The following is a 24,561-nucleotide window of genomic DNA, read 5'->3' on the forward strand; positions in this document are numbered from 1 at the left end:
TCTTCCATCATTTACATAACATATGTTGCAAATAGATAAACTCAAACACCAAGATTCAAACAATTTCTTTTTAATGGCTGGGCCTTGTGCCATTGAAGGCGAAGATATGGCTTTACGCATAGCCGAAAAGATAGTAGCCATTACTGATAAATTAAATATCCCCTATATTTTTAAAGGTTCTTACCGTAAAGCGAATAGAAGTAAGGGCAGTTCTTTTACCGGTATTGGCGATGAAAAAGCATTGAAAATATTAGAGAAAGTAGGAAAAACCTTCGATATACCAACTGTTACTGATATCCACGAAAGTGGAGAGGCGGCAATGGCGGCAGCTTATGTAGATGTTTTACAGATCCCTGCATTTTTATGCCGTCAAACAGATTTATTAATCGCTGCTGCAGAAACAGGTAAAGTAGTGAATGTAAAAAAAGGTCAATTCCTTTCTGCAGGTTCTATGAAGTTTGCAGTTGATAAAATTATTGATTCTGGTAACAATAGAGTGATCTTGACAGATAGAGGTAATACTTTTGGTTATCAAGACCTCATTGTAGATTATCGTGGCTTACCAGAGATGCAAGGTTTTGGTGTACCTGTGGTAATGGATTGTACGCACTCGCTACAACAACCTAACCAAAGCAGTGGAGTTACTGGGGGTAAACCAGAATTGATTACCACCATTGCTAAAGCTGCCATTGCGGTAGGGGCAGATGGTTTGTTTATCGAAACTCATCCTGATCCAGCAAATGCCAAATCTGATGGCGCTAACATGTTAAATTTAGCTTTGTTAGAAGATTTATTGGTGAAATTAATTAGAGTTAGACAAGCAATTCTTTAATTGGAGAAGAGAATTTAGTTTTTTCTAGAATTAAGTGCAGATTTTGCAGAGTCTTTGGTTTGCTAAACCCGGTTGTAGCGAACACGAAGACGAGGAACGAGGCATAGTAAAGCGAAAAACGGGACGAACATTAAAAAAAGCGCCTGTTTTTGCTTTTCAAATTTTCGGCATAAAATAGATTTCCTGCCATTTGCCAATGCCTTTTAGCAGCATACTATCATTAATTGACAGTGATTTTTGTAACTACAAATTCTGTCCTTCTGTTCTGTTTTCTCCCTTCTTCTGTAGCATTATCTGCACGTGGCTTGGTTTCGCCATATCCTTTAAAAGAAAGCCTTTTCCGGTCAATTCCATTATTGATCAAGAAATCATAAACTGCTTTGGCTCTGTTTTCAGAGAGCTTTTCGTTCAGTTTAACATCTCCAACATTATCGGTATGTCCTTGTATTTCAATGCTGATGTTGGCATTGTTCTTTAACAGTTCTATCAAAATATTCAGTTCAACCATTGAGCTTGGTAAAAGCTCAAACTTATTAGTGTCAAAGAAGATATTCTGTAAAGTTACATTGCTGCCAACCTTAATCTTTTCCAATAAAATCTCTATTTCATAAGGTTTGCCATTGGCTTTATTCAGCTCAAAATGTAAGGAATTGAAGATATAGCCATCTGCTTCTACATCAAATGAATAATTACTGCCAATGGGCATAACGGCTAAAAAATCGCCTGTTTCTTTCGAGGTATAATCGTTAAAAACAGCATTGTGTGTTTTTAAATCTATTACCAATACATTGGCCTCTAATAATGCCTTGGTTTCTTTATCTCTTACTATTCCTTTAACATAAGTAACAGGAAGTGGTTTTACTTGCTCAGGTAATTTAAAACGATAAATATCCAGATCGCCAAAACCACCATTTTTTATATTTGATGAAAATAAGCCTTCTGTACCATCTGCAGTTACTATAAGTCCAACTTCTTCATTAAAAGTGTTGATGGGGTAACCCAAATTAACAGGGGTTGAAAATTTTCCGTCATTCTTCAGTCTACTATAAAAAATATCCTTATTGCCAAATCCGGGCCATCCGTCTGATGAAAAATAAAGTGTTTTACCATCTGCATGCATAAATGGTGTATTCTCATCGTAAGGTGTATTAATGGTGTCGCCAAGGTTAACAGGTTCCGTCCATTGTCCTTCATCTGTTAAAGTGCTTTTCCAAATGTCGTAACCACCAATACCACCTGGGCGGTTGCTTACAAAGTATAGTGTACTTCCATCTGGACTGATTGAAGGCTGCGAATCCCAGTATTCTGAATTGATTATTTTGCCTAAGTTAATTGGTTTGCCCCATTCTTTGCCCTCTTTTCTAGAAACGTAGATGTCGCATCTTCCTAAGCCATCTGGGCGGTTACAGCCCGTAAAAAATAGGTATTTACCATCGGGAGAGATCGATTGAGCACCCTCATTAAAATTAGGTGTATTGATCACATTGCTTAAGGGTTGCGCTTTTTGCCATTCGTTGTCTTTTTTAGTAGAAATAAAAAAGTCTTCATTTTTGTCAACTACCCGCGTAAATATAATGGTTTCACCATCGGCAGTTAGTGCCGGAAAATAGTCTCTATTGGCACTGTTAATGTAAAAACCCATGTTAATAGGTTCATATTTTGATGGCGATTGAATGGCAACCATCGAAAAATCGCAGTCTTTGATGTACTTTTTGGTTTTGTTGATTACATCAAGTTCCGTTCCTGTATAATTTTTTTGAAAAGATAAAAAATCAGATTTTGCTTTTTCATATAAGCCAGAGAGTAATTCACTTTCGCCCAAAGCGTAGTAAATTCTAGCTTCAATGGTAGGGGCTGCACTAATTGCCTTGCGGTAATTCTCTATCGCTTTTGGATGGTCTTTTAATCTTTTATATACATCGCCAAGCTGAATATAGGCCAATTGGAATTTTGGATCAGCTTTTACGGCTTCGTTTAAATATTTGATGCCCTCATCGTAAATGCTTTGTCTTAGAAACTGTTGTGCATCTTCAAAACTACCTTGCGCTCTTTTAACGGTAGAGTTCTGGGCATTAGCCGAAAATGCAATCCAACATAAAAAAAAGATCAGATATTTCATTAATTAAGCAAACCATTTGTGTTAGACTAAAGTAGATAAAATATCGAATATTTAAGAGACTTTTTAAAGTGTAGTGAGGCTGCTTATCTTGTTATTATTGATTTTAGAAAAGCAAAACCTGTGGTTCTTGGTTTCCGATAGTCCCGCTGTGCGCTTTACTGCGTGCCGCTTCCATCGGGTTTAGCACACAAAAGCCAGTTGTCCTTTTGAACATCCTAGTAGCAGTACCGTTGTCAATTAAACCTGATTGCAGCGAACACGAAGCCGTAGGCGAAGTAAAGCGTAAAGCAGGACAGGTTTAGCCACCAGCTACTGCCATTCTTTTACTAATCTATTTATAAACACATTATTATTCACAAAATAGATGTTTCTTGATATTTGGAAAGCAAAACCTGTGGTTCTTCGGTTCAGGTAGTCCTGCTGTGCGCTATACTGCGTGCCGCTTCCATCAGGTTTAGCACACAAAAGACAGTTGTCCTTTTGAAACATTGAATACCCTAGTAGCAGTACCATTGTCAATTAAACCTGATTGCAGCGAACACGAAGCCATAGGCGAAGTAAAGCGAAAAGCAGGACTGCTGATGCCAATAGATACCGCCATTCGTTTACTGATCTATTTATAAATACATTATTTAACGTAAAAATAAAATTTGTTAGTCCTTACCTTTCTACGCTTACTGGCTTTGTTGTATTTATGGGATATTAAGGAACTTATGGGTTTGCAAAGAGATTTCCCATTTCGGATTGGCCATTACATACTCAACAATTAATGGTGTCATTTCTTTGGCTTTAGACCATTCTGGTTGAAGATATAGTTTACAAGTAGGAGATACTGTTTCGGCATATTTTTCTGCCCATTCAAAATCACTTTTGTTAAATACAATTACCTTTAATTCGTTGGCAAATGGGGTAATGTCTGGTCGGGGTGCCTTGAACTTCTTTGGAGAAAGACAAATCCAGTCCCATGAACCTGAAAGTGGATAAGCACCAGAGGTTTCAATAAAAGTTAAGATATTTTTTTCCTGCAATTTTTTAGTCAGGTAATCTAAGTTATAAATCAAGGGTTCACCACCAGTAACTACCACAGCTTTACCCGGAAAAGTATCTGCTTTTGTAACTATTTCATTGGCTAAAGTAAGTGGATGAAGTTCTGCATCCCAACTTTCTTTTACATCGCACCAGTGGCAACCTACGTCACAACCCCCTAAACGAATGAAATAAGCAGCTTTTCCTGTATTAAATCCTTCGCCCTGTATGGTGTAAAATTCTTCCATTAAAGGAAGTAGTGTGCCGTCTTCTGGTATTTGATGTGCCATTTCGTAAATTAGAGCGCAAATATACACATTCAATAAAGTAGAAAAGATGATTTGGGTAAAGGTTTTGTCAAAACAGGAAGTTGAACAAGAGGATTTTGTGACGATGGTAAAGGCCGATGGCCGTAAAATCTGCGTAATTAAGAACGAGGGACAATTTTATGCCACACAAAATACTTGTCCGCATGCAGGTGGAATATTGAGTGGTGGCTGGTGTAAAGAAGGGAATTTGGTATGCCCCATACACCGTTGGGAGTATAATCTAAAAACTGGAAGAGGAGCAGAGGGACAGGGAGATTACATCAATACCTATCCAACAGAGTTGAGAGCTGATGGATTGTATGTTGGCTTTAAACAGAGCCTATGGAAAAGATTTTTTAGCTAATTAAAGCTTTGACAAATACTGGTCGAAAAAACGCTTACAATTTAAAACCTCAATTTCAGAAAAATAAAAATCGTTGATGTCTTCGGTGATGATACAGTCGCAATGATTTGCTTTGGCAGCATAATATTCAAGCCCATCTTCAAAATCGTGTATCTTTTTATTACTGAGGGTTTGTAAAACACCTTCCTTTAAGTTCTCTGCAATTTGAATATGTTGACAGAGCAAGTCAATTTTTTGTTTGGCCAATTTTGTGCCATGTTTTTTTTCGGCAAAATAAAAAGCAATGGCTAAACATAGGGGAGAAGTATAAACTTCAAATCTGGCATAAGTAGAAACCAAACTTAAAATCCGAGATGAATAAGGGAAAATGGGATATTCTTTGTTTAATACCGAAACCAAAACATTGGCATCTAAAAACAGCTTCATCTTTATTTTTTAGAAGAGAAAAAATCATCTTTTGATGATTTACGAGAAGGTTTTGATTTTTTATATTCGATTTCACCTTCGGCAACCATACCTACCCAATCTGCTAGGGGGTAATCTTCTAGAGATTTGTATGTTTTGGTGGTAACCTGAATTAATAAATGCTCAATTAGCCTTGATAAGCTGATGTTGTTGGCAGCAGCATATTTTTTTGCTTTTTCTACAACCTCTTTGTTAAAACTTAAAGTTAATTTAGTATCCATTATTTGATGATGATTGATCAAAAATAATGAATTTATACGTAATAAAAAAAATAATTATACGTATAGATTAAAGCTTATCTTAATTTAAGAATAGATTTCCTTTTTAGCCGAAGCTAGCGTGTTTTTTAATAAACCAACAATAGTCATCAAGCCCACACCCCCAGGTACAGGCGTAATCCACGATGCTTTTGGCGCTACATGTTCAAAATCTACATCGCCGTATAGTTTATAACCAGATTTGGTTTCGGTAGAAGTTTCTCTATTGATACCCACATCGATAATGATGGCGCCAGGTTTAACCATATCGGCAGTAACAAAATTCTTCTTACCAATGGCAGCTACTACAATATCACCTTGCAAAACCATTTCTTTAAGGTTATGCGTTCTACTATGGGTTAAAGTTACAGTACAGTTACCTGGATTGGCATTTCGGGCCATTAAAATGCTCATCGGGCTACCTACAATATTGCTACGGCCAACCACTACACAGTGTTTGCCAGTAGTGTCAATATCATATGCTTTTAACATCAATAGAATGCCATAAGGTGTAGCCGGAATGAAACAAGGTAGGTTGCGCATCATTCTGCCCAAGTTAACTGGATGGAAACCATCTACATCTTTGCGATAATCGATGGTTTCAGTTACTTTTTCTGGATCGATATGTTTAGGCAAAGGCAATTGGACAATTAAACCATCAACACCAGCATCTTTATTGATTTCTTCAATTTTAGCTAACAATTCAGCTTCTGTTACCGAATTATCGTATCTAATTAACGACGATTGAAAACCCACTTTCTCACAGTTTTTCATTTTGCTGGCCACATAAGTTTCGCTACCACCATCATTGCCAACTAAAATGGCAACTAAATGTGGTTTGCGTCCACTTTGTGCTAAAAAAGCCAAAGCCTCTGCAGCAATTTCTGTTTTTATCTTTTCTGAAGCGAATTTTCCGTTGAGTAGTTGCATTTGTTAAAGTATCAGGTATCAAGTATCAAGTATCAAGAGTTGGCAAGCTGTCTTGCTACTTGATACTTTTATCTTGCTACTATTTTAATCTAATTTTAAAACTGCCATAAATGCTGATTGTGGAATTTCTACGTTACCCACTTGGCGCATGCGTTTTTTACCTTTTTTCTGTTTTTCTAATAACTTACGTTTACGAGAGATATCACCACCATAACATTTAGCGGTAACGTCTTTACGTAAAGCACTCAATGTTTCGCGAGCAATAACTTTTGCACCGATTGAAGCTTGAATTTTAATTTCAAATTGCTGACGAGGGATTAATTCTCTCAACTTTTCACAGATTTTTTTACCAAAATCGTAAGCATTGCTACGGTGAATTAATGAAGATAAAGCATCAACTGGCTCATCATTGATTAACATATCTAAACGTACCAAATCAGATTTGCGGTAGCCAACTTGGTGATAATCGAAAGAAGCATAACCCTTAGAAATCGTCTTCAATTTATCATAAAAATCAAATACAATCTCGCCCATTGGCATTTCGAAAACCAATTCAACCCGATCAGATGTTAAATAAGATTGATTTATAATTGTTCCTCTTTTCTGAATACAAAGTGACATTACTGGTCCAACAAAATCAGCTTTTGTAATGATATTTGCTTTGATATAAGGTTCTTCAACAGAATCCAATTTACTTGGATCAGGTAAATCAGATGGATTATTAACGAAAATTTCTTCGCCTTTGGTGGTATGCGCAATGTAAGATACGTTGGGAACTGTAGTAATTACCGTCATATCAAATTCACGCTCCAAACGTTCCTGAATGATCTCCATGTGCAACATGCCCAAGAAACCGCAACGGAAACCAAAACCTAAAGCTGCTGAACTTTCTGGTTCAAAAACAATAGAAGCATCATTCAGTTGTAGCTTGTGCATGGCCTCTCTCAGCTCTTCAAACTCATCGGTATCAACTGGGTAGATCCCGGCAAATACCATTGGTTTTACTTCTTCAAAACCTTGAATAGCTTCTAAAGATGGTCTGGCAACATTTGTAATCGTATCACCAACTTTTACTTCACGGGCTTCCTTAATTCCAGAAATAATATAACCTACATCACCAGTTTTTACAGAATTTCTTGGCGACATATCTAGTTTCAAAATACCAACTTCATCAGCTAAATATTCTTTACCAGTATTAATAAATTTTACTTTGTCACCTTTTTTAATCTCGCCATTAACAACTTTATAATAAGCAATAATTCCTCTGAAAGAGTTGAAAACACTATCAAAAATCAAAGCTTGTAGCGGTGCTTCTGGGTCGCCAACTGGGGCAGGAACACGGTCTACAATGGCTTGCAAAATTTCAGGAATACCCATTCCTGTTTTACCAGATGCTGGGATAATTTCTTCTCTTTTACAACCAATAAGATCAATAATCTGGTCTTTTACTTCTTCTGGCATTGCACCAGGTAAATCCATTTTATTTAAAATTGGGATAATCTCCAAATCATGTTCTAAAGCCAGGTAAAGGTTAGAAATGGTTTGTGCCTGAATACCTTGTGAGGCATCAACAATTAATAAGGCACCTTCGCAAGCAGCAATAGAACGCGATACTTCGTAAGAAAAATCTACGTGACCAGGGGTATCAATTAGATTGAAATTGTATTCCTGATCATCTATCTTAAAGTTCATTTGGATGGCGTGACTTTTGATCGTGATCCCACGTTCACGCTCCAAATCCATATTATCAAGCAATTGTGCTTGAGATTCGCGTTGAGAAATCGTCGCTGTATATTCTAGTAACCTATCAGCTAATGTGCTTTTGCCGTGGTCTATATGTGCAATTATGCAAAAATTACGTATGTGCTTCATCTTTGTGCAAAGATAGTTTTTTTAAGGTAAAATATAATGGAAAATGGAAGTTGTAAAATAGGAGGGAAAAGAAAGTAAATAAAAGGGATTTAATTTGCTTGGTATGGTGACAAAATTATTCAATCTTTGAACGTACGCAACCGATTTGATGAAACTATCGTCTTTACTTATAAATCCCTATTTATGAAAGCTGTCTATTTGATTTTATTTACACTATGGACCACAAATTTAATGGCCCAAAACTGCGATTGTGCTGTCAATTTTAATTATACCGTATCACAGGTCAGTAGAAACTATGCTGGTTATAACGATAAAATCAATACAAGCAATAGTAAGCTATTTAAAGCATTTACCAATAGCTTGGCACTCAAAGCAAAAAAGACAAATAATGTTGATTCTTGTTATATTTTACTTCGTACATGGACGAATTATTTTAAAGACCAACATTTAAGAGTACAATTGGATTGGCGTTACCGCGAAAAATATCCTGAAAAACTAAGCCAGCTGAACAAACAGCTTCCTAAGTTTAGAACACTTCCGCCAGCGGCAAAAGACACTTTAAGTGAAGTAACCAATATCAAAGTGTTAGACAATCAAACGTTATTACTCAGATTACCTTCTTTTGATTGGTCTGAAAAGAAAAATGTAGACAGTTTAATGAAACGTTATGCTAAGGAATTGAAAGCGACACCAAATTGGATTATTGACTTAAGAGGGAATATGGGAGGGAGTGATTTTGTGTACAGTCCATTTTTACCGTACTTGTATACCAATCGTATGGCTACCTTGTCATCAGAATTTTGGGTAACTGAAGATAATATTGGAATTCTTGAACAACAGCTTGCAGATAAAAACGTGTCTAAAGAAACAAAGGCCTATCTTTCTAGTATTGTAGCATTAATGATGAACAATAAAGGTCGTTTTGTTAATCCATCTGGTAAGGATACCACCTATGTTACCTTAGATTCTGTTTATGAATATCCTAAAAAAGTAGCCTTTTTAATAGATCGCAATTCGGCAAGTTCGGCAGAATCCTTTTTGTTGATGGCCAAACAAAGTAAGAAGGTAACCATTTTCGGTGAAAACTCTTATGGGATGTTAGATTACGCCAATTATCAGTATTTCGATATTCCTTGCGAAGCTTATAATTTAACCATTCCTATTTCAAGATCTAAACGTCTTCCTAAACATCCTATTGACAACATAGGTATCAAACCTGATGTATTGATAGATAATGCCGAAAAGCAAAAGTTAAACTTTATTAAATCAGCTCAACAACAAAAATAGGTATAGGCTGAAAATTAATTTAATTATTTCTCTATTGGGTAGTTATATCGTTTATTTCACTGTAATTTCATCAAAAAAGGTATGTGCTTTACCTCCGACACCTTCATGCCATTCAGGAAGTGTACCATAGTTTTTAGCTTTGATTTTGATATACCTACACTCACTGTTTACTTTGGTAGTCAGTTCTTTAATCTGTATGGTATAATCTTTTGCTTCAGCTGGTGCTTTTACGGTTCCAATCAATTTAAAGTTAAGGTCATCTCCAGCAATGTAAAACTCGGTTTCAGGTGGGAAAACAATCCAAGCTTGGGTATCTTGTAAAGCACCAATGCTTACCGAATTGACCATTTGTGTTTTACCCAAATCTAAAACAGCTTCGAATGGGATGCCCCAGAAGCCTTGCCAACGGTTACCTACACGCCAGTTTACCGATCCTCTAACACCATCAATCAACGCATCATTCCCACCTCCTGTAAAGCTTTTGTTAATTTCGCTGTTGATTTTGATATTGTAGTTATTCGTGATTTTTTGGTAAGTAGCTGTACTTACATAACTGGTTTTGAAACCTTTTTGATAAGCAATTGCTTTAATGGTAAGGCCTTTATCAATGCTAAATGGAGCAGTGTATTTCTTAGCATTTTGGTCTGGTATGCTTCCATCTAAAGTATAATAAATTGTTGCTGTTGGCAGGGCAGAAGTGATGCTTACCTCAGCATTTTGCTTGAATGTTTCTTGAGGACCTTCAATAATAGGGTTGGGTACAATTAAATTTGTACTGATTTTCATTACTGGTTTTTGCAAACTACTGAGGTATTTTAAGTCGGGATTAGCAGCTAACGCAAAATTTAAATTGGCTCCATTGGCAAGGTTACTAAAATCTAAAAACAATTTCTGGTGTGGTTTGCCATTTAAAGAAATGCCTTTGATGTAATAATTGTTCAAATCTCTAGCCGGTGCATTTATGGTTATTTTTTTACCATTCTCTAAACTGATGGTCATTTTTTTAAACCAAGGTGTACCAATATTGTACATGTTATTTCCTGGAGAAACAGGGTAGATACCCATTGCACTCATCACTAGCCAAGCGCTCATTTGTCCACAATCTTCATTTCCAGATAAACCATCAGGTTGATCATGGTATTGTTCGTTCATGATCTTGTTAATGTAATATTGGGTTTTCTCTAGATGAGATGTAAAATTGAACAAGTAAGCCATATGGTGACTAGGTTCATTCCCATGCGCATATTGACCAATTAAACCTGTAATGTCACTTTGGTCGCGACCTGTTAAGCCTTCTTTTGTGGTAAACAATTCATCTAGCTTTTTCTGGTAGATCTGCTCACCGCCCATCATTTCCATATGTCCATTTACATCTTGCTGGGTACTGAAACTGTAATGCCAAGAATTGCCTTCAGTATAGTTGTTGTTTACTTCTGTAGGGTTGAAAGGTTTCCACCAACCTCCATTGTTACGAGCTCTAATATGCCCAGTTGAGGGGTCATAAACATTTTTCCAGTTTTGAGCTCTTGTTAAATAGGTTTGATAATCAGCTTCAGAGCCAATCATTTTGGCAAATTGTGCAATACACCAATCATCATAAGCATATTCTACGGTTTTAGAAGCACTTTCATGTTCCATATCGGCCATTACAGCTCCATGTTTGGCATATACATCAATACCAAATTGTTTACGGTTTACTGCATGTTTCATGGCTTCAAGTGCCAGTTTGGTATCAAAGCCACGAATTCCTTTGGCATAGGCATCTGTAATTACCGGAATAGCATGGTTCCCGATCATGCAAAAAGTTTCGTCATTAGCCAATGGCCAAATAGGCAATAAACCACCTTCTTTGTGCATTGCCAAAAAGGTTTGAATAAAATCTAAAGTTCTTTTCCGATCAATTAAAGTGAGCAGTGGATTTTCCGTTCTATAGGTATCCCATAAAGAAAATACGGTGTAATATTCAAAGCCTTTAGCTGTATGTACTTTCTTGTCTAAACCTCGATATCTTCCATCTACATCCATGTATAAGTTTGGATTAAGTAGACTGTGATAAAGTGCAGTATAAAAAGTAGTTAATTGTTTTTTGTCTGTGCTTTCTGCATCTATTTTAGAAAGCTCTTTATTCCAAGCGGCTTTTGCCTTTGCCAGTATTTTAGTGAAATCAAAACCATCTGTTTCGGCATTTAAATTCTTTAAGGCACCTTTATCGTCAACTGCAGAAATGGCAACTTTAGATAAAATTGATTCTTGTTCGGTAGTTTCAAATTGGATATATAATTTGATATTGGTTCCTTTTGCCTTTTTTAAACCGGGTTGTAATTCATCATTAATGGCAATACCGTAAGATTTAAATGGTTTATTGTAGCGTACATGGAAATAGAGTTCCTGCCCTTTTGCCCATGAACTTGATTTTCTATAACCTTTAATTTCTCTATCGTTTATAATTTCTACCCAACTTTCTAAAACCTTATCACGGTGTTTAAGGTCGATAATGATATTGGCCTCCTTAGATTTTGGATAGCTAAATTTATATAGGCCAGCACGTCTGGTAGTGGTAATTTCGGCCTTAATTTTATATTTATCTAAAAATGTGCTGTAATAGCCAGGGCTTGCCTTTTCATTTTTCTTTTGAAAAGGAGAGGCGTATTGTTTATTTAAGAACTGTGGTTTCCCAATGGTTGGCATAAATAGAAAATCGCAATAATCTTCAACCCCTGTTCCACTTAAATGGGTTTGCGAAAAGCCATAAAGCAACGAATCTGTATAATGATAACCAGAACAACCATCCCAACCATCTAAACGGGTATCAGGTCCAGGTTGAATCATTCCAAAAGGTAGGGCTGGACCGGGGTAAGTGTGCCCATGACCACCAGTTCCGATAAATGGGTTTACATATTGGTTGTAGTTTCTTTTATTTTGTGCAAATGAGAAATTGGCAAGTAATACCAACGCTAAAAAGAGTTTAGAGAATTTCATTAATCAAGTTTATGGTTTGGTTTCAACTTTTTTCATTCTAGAGAATGGATAGCCATTACAGCCTTTTTTAGGATTCTGCCTATCAACGTAAGCGGTCTGTTCTGCAATTACATCGGTTGCAGCATCATAGGCGGTTAAACAAAAACCCCATCGCCAAGGTTCCATTCCGCTAAAGGTCATGTAATCTATACGGGTATATTTATTACCATCGGTTTTGTTTCCAGCATCATTTTTGGCTACCAAGTACTGTTTTTCTGGATTCCATTTAATGATATGGTATTTTGTAGTTGGATTTTGCACCCAAAGTGTATCGTTAATGGTATAGGTAATTCCGTAATCGTCTGTAAAGCTGCCCAAAGCAAATTCTGGAGCCTTTGGTTTTACATTTTGTGCTTTGGCAATGAAAATTAATCCAAGCAATAAAAATGTGATATTCAGTCTTCTCATAAGCTATTTTCTACCATTTGTTTAACTAGGTCTGCAGAAGTTTGTTCATACTGGTATTCCTCTTCAATGCTCCCCATTTTGCTTGTTGTATTTCTATATTGCATCTTACTCTCAATTTTAACCCTAGCAGAAGAATGAAATACTTGTGCCCCAGTTTTTTGTTTTATGGTTGAAATATTTTGAGGATTAATTCCTGCGCCTGGCATAATCTCTATTCTGCCCTGAGCTTGTTTAACCAATTCGGTTATGGTGCGAATACCATCGTAAGCTGTATTGGCACCGCCAGAGGTTAACACCCGTACAAAACCTAATTTTATTAAATCTTCCAATGCTTTATTCAGATCCAAGGCCATGTCAAAAGCACGATGAAAAGCCAAAGGCATGGGATGTGCCAATTCAATAAGCTCTGCGCAACGTTTGAGGTCTATTTCGCCATTGGCCAATAAAATTCCAGTTACAGCTCCATCGCAATTTAAGCTTTTGCAGAGACTAATATCCTCTTTAATGAGATCAAATTCATCGGCTGTATATAAAAAATCGCCACCTCTTGGACGGATGATGGGCCAGACCTGAAGTTTTAACCTGCTTTTGCAAAGTTTAATCTGGGCATAACTGGGAGTGGTACCGCCTTCGGCCATGTTTTCGCATAGTTCTACACGTATGGCTCCACCATTTTCTGCTTCTTTTGCAGATGCAAAGGAATTGGCACAAACTTCAAGTCCGAATTTGGTATTTTTTGAGGTTTCCAAACTGAATGGGTAGATTAATAGTAACTTTTTCCTTTGATTACCAGATCTTGTTTCTGGGTATCGCAAACTGCATAAGTAAAACCTTGTTGAATGGCATAAGCACCATATTCGCCTTTTTTGTTCATGGCCAAAAAACCCACTTGTATATTTTTAGCTGTTTCAGGTTTCTTTTTAATGATACGCATTACCGCTTCTTTACAAGCTGCCTCAGGTGTGTAACCTTGTCGCATGAGCTCTACTACCAAGAATGAGCCTACGTTTCTTACTACTTCTTCTCCAACACCTGTTGAAGTTGCACCACCGATTTCATTGTCGATATATAAACCAGCACCAATAATAGGGCTATCTCCAATCCGACCATGAAGTTTATAGGCCATTCCACTTGTGGTACACGCTCCTGATAGGTTGCCATTGGCATCCATGGCAATCATGCCAATGGTATCGTGATTGTATTTGTTTCCTGGAAGTTTGTTAGGCGAAGCTTTGTCATAAAGTTTGTTCTCTATGTTCATTACAGGCTCATATTTAGCCTCTTTTAACCATTGTTTCCAAGCTTTTTCACTAGCTGGTGTAAGTAGATTTTCTTTCTTAAAACCTTGTTCTAAGGCAAATTGGAGTGCTCCGTCTCCGGCTAGCATTACATGAGGTGTTTTTTCCATCACTTTACGGGCAACAGAAATGGGATGTACAATGTGTTCTAAAGCTAATACGGCACCACAATTGCCCAATTCGTCCATGATACAGGCATCTAAGGTTACTTTACCATCGCGATCTGGCAAGCCCCCATAACCTACAGACTGATTAGATTCATCAGCCTCTGGTACCCAAACACCTTGTTCTACTGCATCTAGCGCCTTGCCATTTGCTTTGAGTACTTTCCATGCGGCGGCATTGGCAGCTACACCAAAATCCCAGGTAGAAATAACGATGGGTTTATTTACTGCTTTGCCATTTGTAGTTGGAATTGCTGCTGCCATACTTTTTTGATCAATAGCCAAAAGTGCTGTTGATAGGGCAGTAGCCTTTATAAATTTTCTTCTGTTAAACATTTGGTGGTTCTAACTGGTTTGAGGTTGTTTTTAAGTTAAGGAGAAACTGTCGGCATCTTTTAAAAATGGAAACTGTCTTCTGGTTTTCTCTAGATCAGTGTAATTGATGCTGAAGGTATATAAATCTTCATCTTCTGGTTTGTAATAGACTGTGTTGCCATGAGGATCGATACACATCGAATGTCCACTGTGGTAAACTTGGTTTCCATCGTGCCCAACACGATTAACTGCAATTACGTAACTCTGGTTTTCAATGGCTCTGGCATGGATGAGCGTTCTCCAATGTGAGGAGCGTTTATCTGGCCAGCTGGCAACTAACAATAAAATATCGTATTCGGCATTTTTATTGCGTAACCATACTGGGAAACGGAGGTCGTAACAAACAGCAAGTCTAATTTTCCATCCTTTTAATTCAACAATTAATGATTTTGTACCGGCAGTAAAGTTTTGATCTTCATCGCCCATGCCAAATAGATGGTGTTTGTCATAATATTGATAACTGCCATCTGGCAACATCCAGATCATGCGGTTATAATAATGGCCATTTTCTTTAATGATTAAGCTGCCTGTAACAACACAATCGTAGTTTGATGCTGTTTTTCGGAGCCACTGCATGGTTTTACCATCCATTTCTTCCGAAAGTTCTTCGGCCTTCATTGTAAAACCAGTATTAAACATTTCTGGCAGTACAATGAGGTCTGTTTTTTCTCGAACACCACCTGATAATCTCAAACTTATATTTTGTAAGTTCTTATCAATGTTCTCCCAAAACAGGTAAGCCTGAAAGACGGTTACCTTGAGATTTTGGATGTTCAAATATTGTGGACTTTCCATTTTTTTATAATTTTTTAAGGGATGAAAATTATATTTTTAATAGTCTTTCAACGGCTTTTTCTAATGTATCTTTTTCTTTTGCAAAGCAAAATCTTAATATTTTATCGGTATTGTTCTTAGTGTAAAAAGCAGAAACTGGAATGCTTGCTACACCAAATTCGGTTACTAATCTTTTAGCCATGTCTTTGTCTTTTTCATCGCTAATTGCTTCGTAGTTTACACATTGAAAATACGAACCTTTACAAGGTAATAATTTAAATTTAGTCTGACTTAAAAGAGAGCGAAACAAATCTCTTTTTTCTTGAAAAAACACAGCAATATCTTCGTACACATTTTCACTTTTAAGGTAATTGGCAATGCCCATCTGCATTGGTGTATTTACACTAAATACATTAAATTGATGTACCTTTCTAAATTCATTCATTAATTTAGCAGGGGCAAGGCAATAGCCTAGTTTCCATCCAGTAGTATGTAATAATTTTCCGAAAGAGGCCACAATAAAACTCCGTTCTTGTAGTTCGGGATAGATGGCTACACTTTCGTGTTTTTCTCCATCAAAAATGATGTGCTCATAAACCTCATCACTTAGAATAAGCACATCGGTGTCCTTTGTCAATTTAATCAGCGCCTCAATATCGGGTTTGGTTAAAATACTCCCAGTTGGGTTTTGTGGACTGTTTAAAATGATCATTCGGGTATTGGCTGTAAAAAGTTTTTTCACCATTTCCCAATCGATGGCATAATCTGGTCCATGAAGCTCAAAGGGTTTAACCAAGCCCCCCAATAATTTTATGGTTGGCGAATAACAATCGTAAGCAGGTTCAAAAATAATCACCTCATCGCCAGGATTGATAACGGCAGCTAAGGCCGTAAAAATAGCTTGTGTACCACCTGCGGTAATGGTAACTTCAGTTTCTGGATGGTAATTGGCACCATAGAGCCTGTTTGTTTTTTCTGCAATTAGTTCTCTCAAAACAGGTAGACCAGCCATTGGTGCATATTGATTATGCCCATCTTTCATGGCATCGGCAACAAATTTGATCAGTTTTGGATTGGCAGCGTAGTCTGGAAAACCTTGCGACAGATTGATAGCCTGATGTTCTTGGGCTAGTTTAGACATTACCGTAAAGATGTTTGTAGCTACGGTTGGAAGTTTAGAATTAATAAGTATCATGCAACACGAAAATAGCAATAATCTTATAAAATTACTGCCAATGTGGAGATAAATGACACATTAGTGCATTAGATGGGCAGTTGTTTTGATCTTGGTTCTTCCAATAAGTAAACAAATTAAGGCCATGATGGCTGCTATTGTCATTACTGCTGGCATTGGCCAAACTACGTCAGCTGCAAACAAACTGATCACTGCCGAAGCTAAGGCACCTAAACCCATTTGTAGGGCACCCATTAATGCTGAAGCACTGCCCGCATTTTTTGTAAATGGCGCTAGCGATAATGCAGATGCATTTGGATTGATAAAACCTAGGCAAGCCAAAAATAAGGCGATAAAAGTAATGGTTGTATAAAGGTTAAGCCAATTGTTCAATGCCACAAACAGAAATAATAAGCTAAAAATGCACTGTGCAATTAATGCACAAAAAACAATGTTCTTGCTACTAAACCACCTCAGAATAAAGCTATTTACCTGACTAAAGCCGATAAAGAAAACAGATAAAAGTGCAAAGATCCATCCATAACCTGTTTCGCTAACCTTATAGATATCCATAAACACCACAGGTGATGAAGATACGTAAGCAAAAAGCCCACTAAAGGTAATGGCACTAATTAAAGCATAGGTATAAAAACCGGGTTCTTTGAGTACAGTTAAAAAATTACCCAATATCGGTTTTGGTTTTAAAGAGTAGGAAGGATCTGGTTTATAGCTTTCGGGTAGCCACCAAATGCTGGCCAATAACATTAGAAATGCCATTAAACCCAAAAATACAAATACAGACTGCCAGCCTAAAGCGGCAATGAGGTATCCACCAGCAGTTGGTGCTAACATTGGTGAAACTGCAATAACCAACATTAGTGAAGCGAAAACCTTCGGACTTTCTTTAACGGTAAATAAATCTCTAACCATGGCAACCGCCGCAACTGCAGCAGCACAACAACCAATGGACTGTACAAACCTGATCACAATCAATTGATCAATGGTGGTCACAAATAAACAGCTTAATGAAGAAAGGATAAAAAGACTGAGGCCAAAATAAAGTGGTTTTTTTCTGCCAAACTTATCTAATAGCGGACCATATAAAAGCTGACCAGCAGAGATGCCAATAAAGAAAGTTGATAAAGATAAAGACACACTAGAAACATCTGTATGAAGATCTTTGGCAATCGCTTTAAAACCTGGCAAATACATGTCGATAGAAAAGGGTGCTAAGGCAGCTAAAGAACCTAAAATTAAGATCAAAAAGAACGCTTTGGATTTTGCCATCGACTGATTTTTAAAGAGGCACAAAGATGAGGAATTGGAAATTCTTTGGCGTCTAAGCTTTGTAAAAATAGAATGATAATTCTTCAATAGCAGGGTTTACATTTCGTTTATCTGAAATTAATTGTATTTTAGCTATATGACTTTTAAAACCAAAGAAAGCCGATTGCTCCTAGTTCTAGGCGCTTTTTTTGTGGCTAATGCCATACTATCAGAATTTATTGGAGTTAAGATTTTTTCTGTAGAAGGGACTCTCGGGATTAAAAAGTTCGACATCAATCTATTTAGCGTACCGAATCTTTCCTTCAATATGTCAGCAGGTGTTTTAACTTGGCCGATTATCTTCATTATGACAGATATCATCAATGAATACTTTGGGGTTAAACAGGTTCGTTTCTTATCTGTTTTAACTTGTGTGTTGATTGGTTTTGCTTTTATAGTTGTTGGATTGGCCATGAAATTGCAACCCTCAGATTTTTGGGTAACACAACAGGTAGACGGTCAACAAATCAATATGGTAGTGGCTTTTGATGCTATTTTTGGTCAAGGCATGTGGATTATTGTAGGTTCCATTACCGCTTTTTTAATTGGACAAATGGTTGATGTGCTGATTTTTCATCGCATTAAAAAGTTTACCGGCGAAAGAGCCTTATGGTTAAGAGCAACAGGTTCAACATTGGTATCGCAATTGATTGATAGTTTTGTGGTGATCTTCATTGCCTTTTATCTTAACCCTAACTACCATTGGAGCTGGCAAATGGTTGCTGCTATTGGTTTGGTGGGTTATACCTATAAGTTTATCATTGCCATTGCCATGACCCCAATTCTTTATTTGGTGCATGGAATTATAGATGGGTACTTGGGCAAAGATTTAGCGCATAGAATGATCAAAATGGCTGGGAGGGGATAAATATGCAAGATAAAACAATATTGGCCCTAACATTTGTGCGTAATGTTGTTTTATCACTACCAGGTGTAACAGAACAGTTGTGTTTTGAAACCCCAGCATTTTATGTCAACAAGCACATTTTTGCTCGATTGAAAGAAGATGAAGAAAATATAGTTGTTCATACTTTGGAAAGAGAAAAATGGATGCTCAAAGACCCAGAAACATTCTTCATCACAGCACATTACCTCAATTACAAATACATGTTGGTTAATTTAGATCGTGTAGAGCCTAACGATTTAAAAGAACTGCTTCTTACTGCCTGGAAAAACAGAGCGCCTAAAAAGTTTTGGAAAGAATTACCTGATCAGGAATCGTAGCCTTAAACAACTAATTTTTTATTGGAATAAATTAATTTTTATTTAACACAAAAAGGCATGCTGCTGCGTTATATTTACGTAAAAAGAGATATATAGACCAATGTTGATGTGCTTTTTACAAGTTTATCAATTTGTCGAAAAAAATAGAATGAGTTAAATGAATGAATAACAAAACAATAACTTATCATTATTTTAGGAATAATATTGAAAAACAATAACTTATAATTAGATTAACTGACACTCAGATAGCAAAACACCCATATTTTTTTGTATCTTTGTGCAAATTTTTAAACATTAATGAAGATATTTATTACAGGCCTTCCTTTAGAAGTAGGGGAAGATGAATTAACAGCCGTATTTGGTGATTTCGGTCAAGTAAAATCACTTAGGATTATTAAAGATCGTGAAACTAATCAAAGCCGTGGTTTTGGTTTTGTAGAGATGCCGAATGATGATGAAGCGAAAGAAGCTATCAAAAGAATGAACGGTGGAGACTACAACGGTAACAGAATTAAAGTTGCTGAGGCTCAAGAGAAACCAAATACAGGCGGTAATGCTGGTGGTGGTTTTAAACGTAACAACAGCAGAGAGCGTAGTTACTAATTACCAATCCTATTGGCATTTTAAAGTCTACTATAGGCTAAAGGATTTTTACGGATTAATATTTCTTACCTAGAAGACTTACACTTAGGTGTCAAGCTCAATAAAGTATTGCGGATTTTTGATAGTCCGCAATTTTTTTGCCCAAAATTTTGCCCTGTTTTTATGAACATCTGCTTTATATGTGGCTTTTTATTGTTATAATAGTATCAGCTTAACATAAAGTTTAAAGTAGCACCAAATATAAATAGATGAAAGTTGATTATATCGCTTTGTCGGTACCTGTGTTTTTTATTCTAATCGGAATAGAGCTTGCTTATACCTTCTATAAAAAACTAGGTTATTATCGATTAAATGATTCTATTGCCAATTTAAGCCAAGGTATCGGGCAACAGGTAACAGGCTTGTTCATGAAAACAGCCTTATTTTTTGGCTACAAATATATTTTTGAGCATTGGCGCTTATTCGATTTACCCAATACCATTTGGATCTGGATTATTCTTTTTATCGGGGTTGATTTTTTCTATTATTGGTTCCATAGAATGAGCCATCAAGTAAATGCTTTATGGGCGGCCCATATTGTTCACCATCAATCTGAAGAGTATAACCTCACCGTGGCACTTCGTCAATCGTGGTTCCAGAGTTGGTTTTCGTGGGTTTTTTATCTTCCATTGGCCTGGATCGGTTTTGATCCTTTGATGTTTGTTACTTTAAGTGCTTTTAATACTTTATACCAATTTTGGATTCATACCCGTACCATTAAAAGCATGGGACTTTTAGAATACATTATCAATACCCCATCTCACCATAGGGTACATCATGGCTCTAATCCTAAATATATTGATAAAAACCATGCGGGTTCTTTAATTATCTGGGATAAAATGTTCGGTACATTTCAAAAAGAGGAAGAAGAGGTATACTATGGAATTACGACCCCTTTGGCCAGTTGGAACCCAGTTTGGGCAAATGTTCATTACTGGGCAGAGCTTTGGCATACCGCAAAGAAATCTGATACTATAGGCGATAAAATAAATGTGTTTATTAAACCCCCAGGATGGTTTCCAGCTAAATTGGGTGGTTTTAAGCCTGCGCCAGAAATCGATGCTGCCAATTATAAAAAATTCGACTCTAGCTATAGTAACAACCTTATCTTATACGTTTTGGTACAATTTACCATTGCGTTGGCTAGTGGCTCTGCTTTGTTATTTCTTTATCCAAAAATGGAAACTGCAACGGTTGTGGCAACTGCTATATTTACCATTGTTACCCTACTGAGCTGTGGAGCACTTTTAGAAAGGAAAAATTGGTTAAAATATTTTGAGTTTGCTAGGTTAATATTTAGTTTATTTGCATTATACCTATTTAGGGAGTTAACTATTTTCAATTCATTAGCACTTACAGTTCTGATTGTCCAATTAGGATCGTTAGTTTGGTTTTATTATTTACAAAATATCGAATTTCATGTTCAAGAAAAATCTCCAGTTTAGCTTTGCTTTTGCTTTTATCTTTATTGTTCAAATATTGGCAGAAACTGATCAAGGTACAGCAAAATTAGTATTGGCTGATTTTCATCACATCGTGAAACCCTCTATTACCATCTCATTGATGTTGTATGTGATTTACAGAACTCAATTAAAGGGTAGGTTTGCCAAACGGATTTTTGCAGGTTTAGTATTTGGTTTATTGGGCGATGTTTTTTTAATGTACGATGATGTAGATCCCTATTTTTTCATGTTTGGCCTCACAGCTTTTTTAATTGGACATTTGTTGTATATCAGTGCTTTTTATCTGGATTATAAATGGGCTCCATCAATCGAAAAATTATACACCAGAATAGCTATTGGTGTTTTTGGGGTATTTTGTGTGGCTTTTTATTTATTCTTAAGGCCTTATCTGGGAGATATGAAAATTCCGGTAATGATTTATGCATTTGTAATTTCGTTAATGGCAATTATGGCCGTAAATAGAAAAGGTAGGGTAAATACATTGAGCTTTAACTTGGTTTTTTATGGTGCGCTCTTATTCTTAATTTCTGATTCTCTTTTGGCCTACAATAAATTTGTATCACCTTTTGCCTATAGCGGAATAGCAATTATGGCTACCTATATGTTGGCTCAATATTGCATTACCATAGGTTCAATAGAACGTAAACTTAAAAAACATACGGTAATTGATAGTGAAAAAGCTAGTGCATAGCTTTATTCTTTTCTTTATCTAGTATGGTAAACACCTGTACTAAACGATTACCATCTTCATCAACAAGGGTTAAGGTGTGTTTGCCGGGAGCAGGGCTAACGGCCAATTGATGAAATGATTGTGTACTTCCAATAAATTCTTGATCAATATGCCAATAAATTTTAGCATCTGGATTTCTGTGCGCCACATTTAAGATAACTTTCCCTCTTTGACCATTTAATTCAACTGGGATGTAAACAACAGCATTGTTCTTAGGGTAGATCATATCCATTACAACATTCCCAGAGATATCATTACATCCCGGTTTAAATGGGGGTAGCAGCTTGTAATCGCTGTTCTTAATTTTATAATAATACTCCATTGCAGGTGGCAGAATAAACCAGCTTCGGTGTTGCATCTGAGCTATACTTTCACATTGGTCTGTTACCCTAAACGTTCCAGCTGCATTTAAATGAACCAATTTATGATAGGGGCAAACTGCAGTTTTATCACCCGCAAATGGTACCAATTCAACGATTTTATCTGTACAATATTCTCCAGCTTTGAAACCACTTTGTTTACAAACCAACATTTTTTTGAGTTTGGTTTTAGGAATTTCGAACCATTTAGCTGCTGGTAACTGTTTAAAAATATCGAACAATACGGGGGCTGCAACTTCAATACCCATTAAACCCGGCCTTCCTTCGCCATCGGCATTGCCAACCCATACACAAACCACATAATCTGGTGTTAAGCCAATGGCCCAAGCATCTCTAAAACCAAAACTTGTGCCTGTTTTCCAAGCTACACGTTGTGAGGAGGAGAATTGTTCCCATAAACCTTCTTCTCCCGGTCGCATTACTTCTTCCATGGCATTAAAAGTTGCCCAGATTGAACCATGATCTAAAATAGAGTTCAATTCTTTTTCTTCTTTTTTAAATGGCGATTGAATCCCTTTGGCATAAACAGGTGGATCATAATCGTGTGGATTGTATTTACCTTGATAATCATTAAAGTGATTTAACGTTCTGGCCATACCCAAATAGCTTTTAGCCAAATCCCACATGGTTACCTCACTACCTCCTAAAATTAAAGATAAACCATAATGATCTGCAGGTTGATTTAAAGTTGTAAAGTTTAGCTTTTTGAGTTTATCATAAAAACGCTCATACTTGTATTGTTGGAGCATTTTTACAGCTGGAATGTTGAGCGACCTGCTCAATGCTTTATCGGCCGCAATGGCTCCATCGTAACCAAGGTCGTAATTTTGAGGATTATAACCCCCAATCTGTGTGGGTACATCAGGTACTAAGGTATGTGGTAGCAATAGGCCATCGCTTAACATACTGGCATATAACAATGGTTTTAGGGTACTACCAGGACTTCGGGGTGCCTTGATCATATCTACATGGCTTTCTAAAGCTACATTTTCTGGTTGATAGTTGTTCCCTACATAACTTGCAACGGTTCCCTTTTTTACATCCAATACTAAAGCAGCAATGTTATTGATGTCGTTTGCCCTGTACCGATTGTTGTAACGTTTCAGCAGTTCATTGAGTTTAAGTTGAAGCTCATAATCTATGGTTGTGGTTAAGCTTGTTGAATTAATAGCCAAACGTTTGCTTTCTTCTTTGAAACGATTGAGCAGGTGTGGCGCATTTTGTGGCAGTGGCAGAGGTTTCCCTGGTATGGGTTCTGTTTTGGCCAATGCAGCAGTAGGTTGATCGATAACCTTCAATTTGACCAATTTATCCAATAAGTCATTTCGTTTTTTGATCAAACGTGCTGAATTCTTTCCGGGGTGAACAAGAGAGGGACTATTGGGCAGCACCGCTAAGGTTGCCATTTCGCCCCAAGATAGGTTTTCGGCCTTGCGCCCAAAATAGCGCCAGCTGGCAGCATCTAAACCTACTACATTACTTCCAAATGGTGCGTTAGAAGCATATAAATTAATGATCTCTCGTTTAGAATGTGTAAATTCTAATCGGGTAGCCAACCAAACTTCAGTTATTTTTTGCCAGATGCTTCTATTTTGCTTACGCGATAAACGAATAACCTGCATGGTTAAAGTACTGCCACCACTCACTACACTTTTAGCTTTTAAATTCTGTTTCATTGCTCTGCTCATGGCTATAAGATCTACGCCAAAATGTTTAAAGAAACGTTGGTCTTCAAAAGCAGTGATACATTTTACAAACTTATCAGGCACCGTGTCTATAACCGGAAATCGCCATTGGCCGTCACTTGCAATGGCAGCACTTAATAATGCCCCATTACTGGCCTCAATTACATAAGAGGTAGGCGACTTGAAAAGCTGTTTAGGCAAAGAAAATATAAAAAACAAAAACAACAAGAAGCAGATTCCATCAGAAATAAGCAGCGTTTTTTGTTTTTTGTTCATGGTTAAAATGTAATGAGGTAACATTTTTCTATTGCAGTTGATTTATGATAAATACACTGTTATGGAAAAATTATTTACTTATTTAAGATTGTGTTTAGGTTTTGTACGTTTTTTGATGGTTAATATTTGGCCGAGGCTCTAATCAATAAATCGTCATTGCGAGG

General features: G+C 36.8%; 23 protein-coding genes. 9 read left to right on the forward strand and 14 right to left on the reverse strand.

Annotated features, from left to right (window positions below):
• Positions 1-22: 22 nt before the first annotated feature.
• Positions 23-832 (forward strand): 3-deoxy-8-phosphooctulonate synthase, encoded by an 810-nt coding sequence (gene kdsA / locus AQF98_RS08855; protein ID WP_055131580.1) that lies wholly within the window; start codon positions 23-25, stop codon positions 830-832.
• Positions 833-1,052: 220 nt separating this feature from the next.
• On the opposite strand, the gene AQF98_RS08860 is transcribed toward kdsA, so the two are convergent.
• On the reverse strand, positions 1,053-2,951 hold the full coding sequence (locus tag AQF98_RS08860; protein ID WP_055131581.1) for an OmpA family protein: 1,899 nt from the start codon (positions 2,949-2,951) through the stop codon (positions 1,053-1,055).
• Between the two features lie 488 nt (positions 2,952-3,439).
• Here AQF98_RS08860 and AQF98_RS22340 point away from each other — a divergent pair, with 488 nt between their 5' ends.
• Complete coding sequence (locus AQF98_RS22340) at positions 3,440-3,574, forward strand: hypothetical protein (protein WP_255352923.1); 135 nt, start codon at positions 3,440-3,442, stop codon at positions 3,572-3,574.
• 69 nt (positions 3,575-3,643) lie between these two features.
• Here the strand turns inward: AQF98_RS22340 and AQF98_RS08870 are convergent, their stop codons facing one another.
• Complete coding sequence (locus tag AQF98_RS08870) at positions 3,644-4,267, reverse strand: 7-carboxy-7-deazaguanine synthase QueE (RefSeq protein ID WP_055131583.1); 624 nt, start codon at positions 4,265-4,267, stop codon at positions 3,644-3,646.
• A 46-nt stretch (positions 4,268-4,313) separates the two neighbouring features.
• Between AQF98_RS08870 and AQF98_RS08875 the strand changes: the two genes are divergently transcribed.
• Positions 4,314-4,649 carry a Rieske (2Fe-2S) protein gene (locus tag AQF98_RS08875; RefSeq protein WP_055131584.1) on the forward strand — a complete coding sequence of 112 codons (336 nt, stop codon included), beginning with the start codon at positions 4,314-4,316 and terminating at the stop codon, positions 4,647-4,649.
• On the opposite strand, the gene AQF98_RS08880 is transcribed toward AQF98_RS08875, so the two are convergent.
• The 4 genes from AQF98_RS08880 to lepA form a co-directional block, all read right to left on the reverse strand.
• Positions 4,650-5,075: a PIN domain-containing protein gene (locus AQF98_RS08880; protein WP_055131585.1), complete on the reverse strand. Its 426-nt coding sequence runs from the start codon at positions 5,073-5,075 to the stop codon at positions 4,650-4,652.
• Between the two features lie 2 nt (positions 5,076-5,077).
• On the reverse strand, positions 5,078-5,335 hold the full coding sequence (locus AQF98_RS08885) for a DUF6364 family protein (protein ID WP_055131586.1): 258 nt from the start codon (positions 5,333-5,335) through the stop codon (positions 5,078-5,080).
• Positions 5,336-5,419: 84 nt separating this feature from the next.
• A complete protein-coding gene (locus tag AQF98_RS08890) occupies positions 5,420-6,301 on the reverse strand; it encodes a bifunctional 5,10-methylenetetrahydrofolate dehydrogenase/5,10-methenyltetrahydrofolate cyclohydrolase (protein ID WP_055131587.1) in 882 nt (293 codons plus the stop codon).
• Between the two features lie 84 nt (positions 6,302-6,385).
• On the reverse strand, positions 6,386-8,173 hold the full coding sequence (gene lepA / locus AQF98_RS08895; protein ID WP_055131588.1) for a translation elongation factor 4: 1,788 nt from the start codon (positions 8,171-8,173) through the stop codon (positions 6,386-6,388).
• 183 nt (positions 8,174-8,356) lie between these two features.
• Here lepA and AQF98_RS08900 point away from each other — a divergent pair, with 183 nt between their 5' ends.
• A complete protein-coding gene (locus AQF98_RS08900) occupies positions 8,357-9,460 on the forward strand; it encodes a S41 family peptidase (protein WP_055131589.1) in 1,104 nt (367 codons plus the stop codon).
• Between the two features lie 51 nt (positions 9,461-9,511).
• Here the strand turns inward: AQF98_RS08900 and AQF98_RS08905 are convergent, their stop codons facing one another.
• The 7 genes from AQF98_RS08905 to AQF98_RS08935 are packed head-to-tail and all read right to left on the reverse strand — an operon-like array spanning position 9,512 to position 17,958.
• Entirely contained in the window at positions 9,512-12,439 is a 2,928-nt protein-coding gene (locus AQF98_RS08905) for a GH92 family glycosyl hydrolase (protein WP_055131590.1), read from the reverse strand.
• A 9-nt stretch (positions 12,440-12,448) separates the two neighbouring features.
• Positions 12,449-12,886 carry a hypothetical protein gene (locus AQF98_RS08910; protein WP_055131591.1) on the reverse strand — a complete coding sequence of 146 codons (438 nt, stop codon included), beginning with the start codon at positions 12,884-12,886 and terminating at the stop codon, positions 12,449-12,451.
• Complete coding sequence (locus AQF98_RS08915) at positions 12,883-13,635, reverse strand: copper homeostasis protein CutC (RefSeq protein ID WP_055132097.1); 753 nt, start codon at positions 13,633-13,635, stop codon at positions 12,883-12,885. Before AQF98_RS08915 ends, AQF98_RS08910 begins: the two co-directional genes overlap by 4 nt.
• Positions 13,636-13,649: 14 nt before the next feature.
• Positions 13,650-14,684 (reverse strand): N(4)-(beta-N-acetylglucosaminyl)-L-asparaginase, encoded by a 1,035-nt coding sequence (locus AQF98_RS08920; RefSeq protein WP_055131592.1) that lies wholly within the window; start codon positions 14,682-14,684, stop codon positions 13,650-13,652.
• A 30-nt stretch (positions 14,685-14,714) separates the two neighbouring features.
• Positions 14,715-15,518 (reverse strand): nitrilase family protein, encoded by an 804-nt coding sequence (locus tag AQF98_RS08925; RefSeq protein ID WP_200911864.1) that lies wholly within the window; start codon positions 15,516-15,518, stop codon positions 14,715-14,717.
• A 28-nt stretch (positions 15,519-15,546) separates the two neighbouring features.
• Positions 15,547-16,692: a methionine aminotransferase gene (locus AQF98_RS08930; RefSeq protein ID WP_055131593.1), complete on the reverse strand. Its 1,146-nt coding sequence runs from the start codon at positions 16,690-16,692 to the stop codon at positions 15,547-15,549.
• Between the two features lie 60 nt (positions 16,693-16,752).
• Positions 16,753-17,958, reverse strand: a complete 1,206-nt coding sequence (locus tag AQF98_RS08935) for a multidrug effflux MFS transporter (RefSeq protein ID WP_055131594.1) — start codon at positions 17,956-17,958, stop codon at positions 16,753-16,755.
• 136 nt (positions 17,959-18,094) lie between these two features.
• Between AQF98_RS08935 and AQF98_RS08940 the strand changes: the two genes are divergently transcribed.
• From AQF98_RS08940 to AQF98_RS08960, 5 genes are all read left to right on the forward strand, one after another.
• On the forward strand, positions 18,095-18,865 hold the full coding sequence (locus AQF98_RS08940) for a queuosine precursor transporter (RefSeq protein ID WP_055131595.1): 771 nt from the start codon (positions 18,095-18,097) through the stop codon (positions 18,863-18,865).
• Positions 18,866-18,867: 2 nt separating this feature from the next.
• Positions 18,868-19,221, forward strand: coding sequence for an MmcQ/YjbR family DNA-binding protein (locus AQF98_RS08945; RefSeq protein WP_055131596.1), 354 nt, complete (start codon positions 18,868-18,870; stop codon positions 19,219-19,221).
• Positions 19,222-19,518: 297 nt separating this feature from the next.
• Positions 19,519-19,824, forward strand: a complete 306-nt coding sequence (locus tag AQF98_RS08950) for an RNA-binding protein (RefSeq protein ID WP_055131597.1) — start codon at positions 19,519-19,521, stop codon at positions 19,822-19,824.
• Positions 19,825-20,072: 248 nt separating this feature from the next.
• Positions 20,073-21,308, forward strand: a complete 1,236-nt coding sequence (locus AQF98_RS08955) for a sterol desaturase family protein (protein WP_055131598.1) — start codon at positions 20,073-20,075, stop codon at positions 21,306-21,308.
• On the forward strand, positions 21,283-22,017 hold the full coding sequence (locus AQF98_RS08960; RefSeq protein ID WP_055131599.1) for a lysoplasmalogenase: 735 nt from the start codon (positions 21,283-21,285) through the stop codon (positions 22,015-22,017). The genes AQF98_RS08955 and AQF98_RS08960 overlap by 26 nt, the downstream gene beginning before the upstream one ends.
• Here AQF98_RS08960 and pbpC read toward each other — a convergent pair.
• Complete coding sequence (gene pbpC, locus AQF98_RS08965) at positions 22,007-24,397, reverse strand: penicillin-binding protein 1C (RefSeq protein WP_055132099.1); 2,391 nt, start codon at positions 24,395-24,397, stop codon at positions 22,007-22,009. The two genes, AQF98_RS08960 and pbpC, sit on opposite strands and share 11 nt — an antisense overlap.
• Positions 24,398-24,561 lie beyond the last annotated feature (164 nt).

This window comes from Pedobacter sp. Hv1, assembly GCF_001412215.1.
Taxonomy (GTDB): Bacteria; Bacteroidota; Bacteroidia; order Sphingobacteriales; family Sphingobacteriaceae; genus Pedobacter.